General features: G+C 54.9%; 7 protein-coding genes. 4 read left to right on the top strand and 3 right to left on the bottom strand.

Features of this window, described 5'->3' with window-relative positions:
* Window positions 1-128: 128 nt before the first annotated feature.
* Window positions 129-800: an outer membrane lipoprotein carrier protein LolA gene (locus VQ830_RS17400; RefSeq protein WP_337269401.1), complete on the top strand. Its 672-nt coding sequence runs from the start codon at window positions 129-131 to the stop codon at window positions 798-800.
* Window positions 801-911: 111 nt separating this feature from the next.
* On the top strand, window positions 912-1,715 hold the full coding sequence (locus VQ830_RS17395; protein ID WP_337269400.1) for an exodeoxyribonuclease III: 804 nt from the start codon (window positions 912-914) through the stop codon (window positions 1,713-1,715).
* A 41-nt stretch (window positions 1,716-1,756) separates the two neighbouring features.
* Here VQ830_RS17395 and VQ830_RS17390 read toward each other — a convergent pair whose 3' ends face one another.
* Both VQ830_RS17390 and VQ830_RS17385 read right to left on the bottom strand, forming a co-directional pair.
* Complete coding sequence (locus tag VQ830_RS17390) at window positions 1,757-2,212, bottom strand: cyclic nucleotide-binding domain-containing protein (RefSeq protein ID WP_337269399.1); 456 nt, start codon at window positions 2,210-2,212, stop codon at window positions 1,757-1,759.
* Window positions 2,213-2,221: 9 nt separating this feature from the next.
* Window positions 2,222-2,905 (bottom strand): response regulator transcription factor, encoded by a 684-nt coding sequence (locus tag VQ830_RS17385; RefSeq protein ID WP_337269398.1) that lies wholly within the window; start codon window positions 2,903-2,905, stop codon window positions 2,222-2,224.
* Window positions 2,906-3,136: 231 nt separating this feature from the next.
* Here VQ830_RS17385 and VQ830_RS17380 point away from each other — a divergent pair, with 231 nt between their 5' ends.
* Window positions 3,137-3,685 (top strand): L,D-transpeptidase family protein, encoded by a 549-nt coding sequence (locus VQ830_RS17380; RefSeq protein ID WP_337269397.1) that lies wholly within the window; start codon window positions 3,137-3,139, stop codon window positions 3,683-3,685.
* Window positions 3,686-3,867: 182 nt separating this feature from the next.
* A complete protein-coding gene (locus VQ830_RS17375) occupies window positions 3,868-4,698 on the top strand; it encodes an aldo/keto reductase (RefSeq protein WP_337269396.1) in 831 nt (276 codons plus the stop codon).
* Window positions 4,699-4,933: 235 nt separating this feature from the next.
* Here the strand turns inward: VQ830_RS17375 and leuC are convergent, their stop codons facing one another.
* On the bottom strand, window positions 4,934-6,343 hold the full coding sequence (gene leuC, locus VQ830_RS17365) for a 3-isopropylmalate dehydratase large subunit (protein ID WP_337269395.1): 1,410 nt from the start codon (window positions 6,341-6,343) through the stop codon (window positions 4,934-4,936).
* Window positions 6,344-6,571 lie beyond the last annotated feature (228 nt).

Here is a 6,571-nt window from a genome sequence, read left to right as displayed (position 1 = left end):
ACTCCGTCCTGCGGACGGAAGAGATTTAGCCGATCGGCGCAAACGCCGGTCAAAACATAACCGAACCCAAGGAAATTCCCGCAAATGCTGGTGTTTTGCCCCTTGTGTTCTTTCATTGGAGATTTTTCATGAGCTCTTCCGCAACCGCGTTTCATCGTATTGTGTTGTCGCGTCGTATGGTTCTTGGCGCGATGGCCGGCGCGGCCGCTTCGACCATGATCTCGGCTGGCACTGTGCAGGCGCAGGCCGCCGCACCCAGCAACGCTGCAGCCCAACAAATTGCCAATCACTTTTCTGCCGTGACCACGATGCAGGGCGAATTTGTCCAGTTCGGTCCACGCGGAGAGCAGACCGATGGAAAATTTTATATCGAGCGTCCGGGCAAGCTGCGTTTCAACTATAATGATCCATCTCCAATCCGCGTCATTTCGGACGGAAGGAATGTTGCCATCGGCAATCTCAAAATGAAGACCTGGGATCTCTATCCTCTCAGCAAGACGCCGTTGAGCCTGCTGCTGGCACAAAAAATCGATCTGAGTGACGGCTCCGTGAAAAGCGTGAAGCAAGAGCCGGACCTGACGACAATCGTATTGGGCAACAAGACGATCTTCGGTACTTCCACCATCACGATGATGTTCGATTCCAAGACCTACGACCTGCGGCAATGGACGATCACCGATAATCAGGGCAAGGACACCTCGGTCATGGTGACGAATGTGAAGACCGGCGTTCAGTTCGACGATCGCGTGTTCCGTGTTCCGTATGAATCGATTCCTGGCACGCCAGCCTATCGCGACTGAGCGTTCCCGCTGTCGTCTTTGCGGTGGGCTTGTTCATAAACCTGCCGGCAAAGCTTTACCCTAAGGATTTTTCTGTTCTAAAGGCTCATGGTCCTTCTGAAGGGAATTGGCATGAGCTTTTCGATTACCACATGGAACATCAACTCCGTCCGTCTGCGTATGCCCATCGTCGAGCGGTTCTTGATGTCGCATGGCCCCGACATCCTTTGTCTTCAGGAAACCAAGGTTCCAAACGAGCTTTTTCCTTATGCGCCGCTTCGAGCGCTTGGCTATGAACACATTATCGTTCACGGGCAGAAGGGCTATCACGGCGTTGCAATTGCTTCCCGCATTCCCCTTCATGAAGATCACAGGCTCGATTACGGCAATGTTGGCCATGCACGGCATATCTCCGCTCTTTTCGAACGGGGCGGGCGGCGTATCCGCCTTCATAATTTCTACGTGCCGGCCGGAGGCGACGAGCCGGATCCCGTCATCAATCCAAAGTTCAAGCACAAACTCGACTTTGTAGAGGAGATGAAGTCTCTGCGCGCCGATGCCGAACCCAATACCTCGGCTATCCTTGTCGGCGATCTCAATATCGCGCCTCTCGAAAATGATGTCTGGTCACACAAGCAGATGCTGAAGATCGTCAGCCACACGCCTGTCGAGACGGAAGGCCTGTTGGAGGCGATCAGGCAGGGGGCCTGGCTCGATCTCATGCGTCATCACATTCCAGCGAATGAAAAGCTTTACACATGGTGGAGCTACCGCGCCCGCGACTGGGAGGCTGCTGACCGGGGACGACGTCTTGACCACGTCTGGTCGTCATCAGATCTCGGGCCGCACTTGCAGCGGATCGATATCCTCAAAGAGGCGAGAGGGTGGGAAAGGCCGTCAGACCACGTGCCTGTGACCGCCCAATTCGATCTTTAGTTCCTCAAAATTGGATCGTACTGAAGATCGCCCTGCAAAGGTCAGGTGAAGCGATGGAGTTCGGCAGCGGCCTTTGCGGCAAGAGCTGCAATATTGTCGCGGATCCGGTTCGCGATTATCTCGGCCGTCGATGGATATTCTTCAATCAGCCGATGAAACAGGGGCCGTGTGAGGCGCAAGACGCCGCAATCACGAACGGCGAGTGCCGTATACTTGCGCTCCACAAAGGTGATGAGCGCAAGTTCAGACAGCAAGGCACCGCGCCCGACCACCATATCCACCACAGAGTCGCCACTGCGGTTGAGGCGGCTGAGCTCGATCTGGCCGTCGACAACGACGTAGGCACTTTCTGCCGGCGATCCCTCGCGGAAGAGCAATTGTCCTTCCGGGACAAATCGGCGATCAGCACCGAAAGCGATGAGCCGCAATTGATCGTCCGACATGCCGGAGAAGAGCGGAATCTGCGCCAGCAGATTTATGTCGTCGGCCAGAGCCATTGATCGTCCTTACGGTATGATCTTGTAACCGCCGTTTTCCGTGACCAAGATCTCAGCATTGGACGGATCGCGTTCTATTTTCTGGCGCAAGCGATAGACATGCGTTTCCAGCGTGTGCGTGGTGACACCGGAATTATAGCCCCACACCTCTTCCAGCAGAACGTCACGGGTCACGACTTTCTGGCCGGCGCGGTAAAGGTAACGAATGATGGCCGCCTCTTTTTCAGTCAGCCGAATCTTTTGGCCACTTTCGGTGGTCAGCAATTTCTGGCTCGGCTTGAAGAGATAGGGACCGACCGTGAAGGTGGCGTCTTCGCTCTGTTCATGCTGACGGAGTTGAACGCGGATACGTGCCAGCAAAACGGCAAAACGGAACGGCTTCGTGACATAGTCATTTGCGCCAGCTTCCAGACCCAGAATGGTATCGGAGTCTGTGTCATGACCGGTCAGCATGATGATCGGCGCTTTAAAACCACCTTTGCGCAAGAGCTTGACAGCTTCACGACCATCCATGTCCGGCAGGCCCACATCCATGATCAAGAGATCGATCTGCGCACTGCGTGCTGACTGGATGCCCTTCGTCGCATTGGTTTCCTGTAAAACGGTGAATTCGTCATAGAGCGCTAGCTGCTCGGTCAGCGTTTCACGAAGATCATCGTCGTCATCCACCAGGAGAATGGTGCGTGCAGTCATGCGGGATCCTGTTCCTGAAATACCTGACCTTTACTCCTAACCCAAAAAAGCAATTTGGCAAGGATGCAACTGTCCGGCTGTTGCGGTCAATAAGGTGCTCGAAGGGTACTCGCCGAGCGTGTTCTATTTTTGGCCTATCTGAGAATGAATACTCGCCTCGTTTACCTGATATGCCGGATGGGGATATGGTTTTGTTCATTGCCTTTAACAATATGACATCATGGGAGAAACATGGAAAAAACAAGGCAAGGTCGTCCCGCGCCCAAGCGGCTTCTTGTCGTGCGCGCTTTACCGACAAACCAGAGCCGGGCGATAGTTCAGTTTGGACCTCTCCGGCTGCAGGCTGCAATCGGCAAGACCGGACGAACATCGCGCAAGCGTGAAGGCGACGGCGGTACGCCGATTGCTTCCATGCGGTTGCTTGGTGGCTTTTTTCGAAGTGAGCGCCGTCGCGCAGTGAAATCGGGTCTTGCCCTGAAGCCTATCGATAAGAAAATGGTTTGGTGCGATGCGCCAGCCGATCCCAATTACAATCGCCTCGTGCGAGGACAGCTTCGCTCGAGCCATGAAGACATGAAGCGCGAGGACAGGCTCTACGATATCTGCCTTGTCATGGACTGGAATATGACAAAGCGGGTGCGTCATTGCGGTTCCGCCATCTTCTTCCACCTTATTCGACCCGGCTATGAACCCACTGCAGGGTGCGTTGCGATTGACGCGCGAGACATGATCCGTATTCTGCCGTTTCTGAACAGACACACTGTGGTGCGCGTCACGTAAATTACGCAATCGACGTCTTGATCCTGGGCTGCTCGCCTTTGTGATCACAAACATCTCGATCAAGGATGACCTTTGCGCAACCCTGCCTATATCTTGAGAGAAGCAGCCTGAGTGCGTTGCTTCATCGGCGCGACTTTTCAAGTCAACTGCGCGCTGCAATCATCGATATTTGGAGGTTCCCCATGGCTCATCAGCCAATCGTGACATTTCATGATGGTCATTCCATCCCCCAGGTCGGCCTCGGTGTGTGGCAAACGCCGGCTGAAGAAACAGCCAAGGCTGTGACCGCTGCCCTTGAGGCCGGTTACCGTCACATCGATACCGCGGCGATCTATAAGAACGAGGAAGGCGTCGGCGAGGCAATTGCGTCCGGCGTGGTCGATCGAAAGGATATCTTTGTGACGACCAAGCTCTGGAACGACGACCAGGGTTACGACTCCGCTCTGCGTGCCTTTGACGACAGCATGAAGCGACTGAAGCTCGATTATCTCGATCTTTATCTCATTCATTGGCCTGCGCCGAAAAAGGATCGCTATGTCGAAAGCTGGAAGGCGATGGTCCGCCTCAAGGAAGAGGGGCGCATTCGCTCGATCGGCGTATCGAATTTCTATCCGGAGCATATTGAGCGCCTGATCAAGGAAACCGGTGCGGCACCTGTGATCAATCAGGTCGAACTGCATCCCGACTTCCAGCAAAAGAGCCTGCGCTCGGCTCATGAAAAGCTGAATGTTGTTACGGAATCCTGGAGCCCACTCGGGCAGGGCAAGCTGCTCTCCAACGAGGCCCTTTCCAAGATTGCCTCAAAGCACGGCAAAAGCGTTGCTCAGGTCATCATTCGCTGGCACATCGACAATGGGCTCGTCGTGATCCCAAAATCCGTTACACCTTCGCGGATCGTTGAAAATTTCCAAGTCTTCGATTTTAAGCTCGATGCAGACGACCTCGCGCAAATCGCGACCCTGGACCATTCCGGTGCCCGTATCGGTCCCGATCCTATGACGGCAACTTTCTGAGATCGATTTCCAGAAAAACGAAAAGGCGGANATTTTAAGCTCGATGCAGACGACCTCGCGCAAATCGCGACCCTGGACCATTCCGGTGCCCGTATCGGTCCCGATCCTATGACGGCAACTTTCTGAGATCGATTTCCAGAAAAACGAAAAGGCGGATCGTTCTCCGCCTTTTTTATTGATCTTCCGTCAAACGTCGGCGCCATCTGCTCCATCGAGCGAAGGCGCCGCGCCTGCCTTAGTTCCACTCTCTGATATCGACGAAATGACCTGCAACGGCGGCCGCCGCGGCCATGGCCGGCGATACTAGATGCGTACGACCCTTGAAGCCCTGTCGTCCTTCGAAGTTGCGGTTTGACGTGGACGCGCAACGTTCGCCCGGCTTCAGGCGGTCGTCATTCATCGCAAGGCACATGGAACAGCCCGGCTCGCGCCAATCGAAGCCCGCTTCCTTGAAAATCTTGTCGAGGCCTTCCTTCTCGGCTTGCTCTTTGACAAGGCCGGAACCGGGCACCACCATCGCATCGACCGTCGGGGCAACCTTCTTTCCCTCGATGACCTTTGCAGCGGCGCGTAGATCTTCAATTCGGCCATTGGTGCACGAACCGATAAAGACGCGGTCGACGGCAATTTCTGTCATCGGCGTGCCTGGCTTGAGTCCCATGTAATCGAGGGCGCGCCATTTGGATGCACGCTTGGTTTCGTCGCTGATCTCGTCAGGGTTTGGGACGGTGCCCGTAACCGAGACAACATCTTCGGGCGAGGAGCCCCAGGACACGATCGGCGGCAGTTCGGCAGCATTCAGTCGTACGACACGATCGTAATGCGCGCCTTCATCCGATTTCAGGGTGCGCCAGTAGGCGATCGCCTGCTCCAGGGCTTCGCCCTTAGGCGCCCGTGGCTTACCGCGGATATAGTCGAAGGTGATATCATCGGGAGCAATCAAACCGGCGCGTGCGCCGCCTTCGATCGACATGTTGCAGATGGTCATGCGGCCTTCCATCGACAAGGAACGAATGGCTTCGCCCGCATATTCGATGACATAGCCGGTACCGCCAGCCGTACCGATTTCGCCGATGATGGCGAGCACAATATCCTTAGCGGTGACGCCGGGGGGAAGCTGGCCATTCACCTCTACCAGCATGTTCTTGGCTTTTTTCTGGATCAGGGTCTGAGTGGCGAGCACGTGCTCGACTTCAGATGTTCCGATGCCGTGCGCAAGCGAGCCAAAAGCACCATGCGTGGATGTATGGCTATCGCCGCAGACGATCGTCATGCCTGGCAGGGTAAAGCCCTGCTCGGGTCCAATGATATGAACGATACCCTGGCGCTTGTCGTTTTCCGAGTAATATTCGACACCGAATTCTGCGGCATTTTTGGCGAGTTGTTCGACCTGAATGCGGCTTTCTTCGTTCTTGATGCCAAGATGCCGATCGGGCGAGGTCGGTACGTTATGGTCGACAACAGCCAACGTCTTCTGCGGTGCCCGCACCTGCCTGCCGGTCATCCGAAGGCCTTCGAAGGCCTGAGGCGAGGTAACCTCGTGAACCAGATGGCGGTCGATATAGAGAAGACAGGTTCCGTCTTCCTGCTGATCAACTACGTGATCGTCCCATATTTTATCATAAAGTGTGCGAGGTGCGCTCATGGCGTCAAATCCATCGTGATTGATGTACATAAGGAGAGGGAGGTCAAATCGGCGACCGGCAGCTTATCGACGAAGTCGGTTGTTCAATGCGCCTGATACGCATGCAAAAAAGCGCGCCGGCAGGCGATAATGATCCTGCAGAACGAAAATATGCGCCCCAATACATTTAAATTTGGATTCCATGGCGCTCTCATATCAATTTTTGCCCATCTGAGCAATTCCAATCGC

Origin of the sequence: Oryzifoliimicrobium ureilyticum (assembly GCF_037199735.1) — a bacterium.
In the GTDB taxonomy this organism is placed as follows: domain Bacteria; phylum Pseudomonadota; class Alphaproteobacteria; order Rhizobiales; family Rhizobiaceae; genus Rhizobium; species Rhizobium ureilyticus.
This window is presented reverse-complemented; position numbering and strand designations above follow the sequence as displayed.

Excerpts from the sequence above, each read along its gene's own strand:
- VQ830_RS17375 (WP_337269396.1), top strand. The coding sequence starts at position 3,868 with ATGGCTCATCAGCCAATCGTGACATTTCATGATGGTCATTCCATCCCC.
- VQ830_RS17395 (WP_337269400.1), top strand. The coding sequence starts at position 912 with ATGAGCTTTTCGATTACCACATGGAACATCAACTCCGTCCGTCTGCGT.
- VQ830_RS17390 (WP_337269399.1), bottom strand. The coding sequence starts at position 2,212 with ATGGCTCTGGCCGACGACATAAATCTGCTGGCGCAGATTCCGCTCTTC.
- VQ830_RS17385 (WP_337269398.1), bottom strand. The coding sequence starts at position 2,905 with ATGACTGCACGCACCATTCTCCTGGTGGATGACGACGATGATCTTCGT.
- VQ830_RS17400 (WP_337269401.1), top strand. The coding sequence starts at position 129 with ATGAGCTCTTCCGCAACCGCGTTTCATCGTATTGTGTTGTCGCGTCGT.
- VQ830_RS17380 (WP_337269397.1), top strand. The coding sequence starts at position 3,137 with ATGGAAAAAACAAGGCAAGGTCGTCCCGCGCCCAAGCGGCTTCTTGTC.
- leuC (WP_337269395.1), bottom strand. The coding sequence starts at position 6,343 with ATGAGCGCACCTCGCACACTTTATGATAAAATATGGGACGATCACGTA.